This is a genomic window from Cryomorpha ignava, assembly GCF_010686655.1.
GTDB lineage: Bacteria > Bacteroidota > Bacteroidia > Flavobacteriales_D > Cryomorphaceae > Cryomorpha > Cryomorpha ignava.
Genome location: NZ_JAAGVY010000122.1, coordinates 1 through 1,347, shown reverse-complemented (window position 1 = coordinate 1,347; position 1,347 = coordinate 1). Strand labels below are relative to the sequence as shown.

Below are 1,347 nucleotides of genomic sequence, written 5' to 3'. Positions count from 1 at the left end.
TTCCCGAACCCTACTTCAGGGCCATCGCAAGTGGTATTTGTTACTGCCGAAACAGGTCGCACACTTGTAGAAGTGTATGACATGAGCGGACGTAATATCACTACATTGTTTAATCAAGAAGCACAACGAGGCCACGAATACCGCCTTGACTTCAACGGTGCTGCACTTCCTAATGGAGTGTACATTTACCGTATGACGACTCAAAATGAAACAATCATTGAGAAATTTATGATTGCGAAGTAATAATGAGCAATCATCCTAACATGCGCAAGCATCGTCAGTGGCGATTGTACGATAGTGTTAATTTCCAAATTGTGGCTTGTGATAGAATTTTAATTAATATTAGCTGATTTTGGATATTTAAAGTAAATGGAAAAAGGCCTCTTTCGCATTGCGGAGGAGGCTTTTTGAATCAAAAACTGCTCATACTCCAAAACCCATTCATTCTGAAATTGGTAAACAAAACAACACTCAAAGCATTGCTTTTTTAGGTATTCGTCGTGTTATCTTGATTATTAATCATTTAATTCTTGGTGTTGGGCATCTTTTTTATCTTTGCATCGTCATAATTGAATCTTATCACTTTTAAATAAGCTAGATAGACATACAAATACTTTTTGATTCAAACTTAGAATTTAAGATTTCGCAGCAGGAAAATAATGCGCATTTACGCTAAAATATTTAACCGACATATGTAAATACAATCTTCACACTCCATTTCAAAACAACTCCCCTTTGCAATTTTTTCTGGGTCTTTTTTTTAGAATATGAGTTCGAATTTTGTATAGAGTGCCTTCTATTATGGGAAAATCCGATAATTTTTTTTAATTACCAAACAACCAATCATTATGAAAAAAGAATACCGAAATTTTTTGAAAATCTGTTGGAGTCTCTGCCTATTTATGACTCTTGCAACTGGTGCATTTGCACAGGTAACCCATCAGGTTACAGTCCAAAACTTTGAATTTAGCCCTGCCGATCTGGTTATTAATGAAGGTGATATAGTGCAGTGGACAAATATTGGAGGATTCCACAATGTTGACGGAACCTTTGAAACGTATCCCGGCAATACCGAATCATTTGGAAATGATCCTGGTGGTGCTGGGTGGACCTACTCGTATCAGTTTACGACAGCGGGTGTAAATGATTACCGATGTGCAATTCACCCCTCTTCAATGGTGGCATCTGTAACAGTAGTCGCGGCTTTTGATTGTCCCGATCTTGAAGCCAACTTTGGGGATGCTTGTGATGATGGAAATTCCAACACGGGAGCCGACATAATAACTGAAGGTTGCGAATGCGTTGGAATTCCGATTTTTGATTGTAATGAACTCGAAGCAAACATAG

Annotated in this window: 2 protein-coding genes; both read left to right on the top strand. The window is 37.9% G+C overall.

All coding sequences use genetic code 11. The features are described 5' to 3' along the window. Nucleotides 1-243 (top strand): T9SS type A sorting domain-containing protein (locus G3O08_RS20670; RefSeq protein WP_163287344.1); only part of this gene is annotated, 243 nt, incomplete at its 5' end. 605 nt (nt 244-848) lie between these two features. After that, a partial coding sequence (locus G3O08_RS20665; protein WP_204336978.1) for a cupredoxin domain-containing protein occupies nt 849-1,347 on the top strand: 499 nt, incomplete at its 3' end.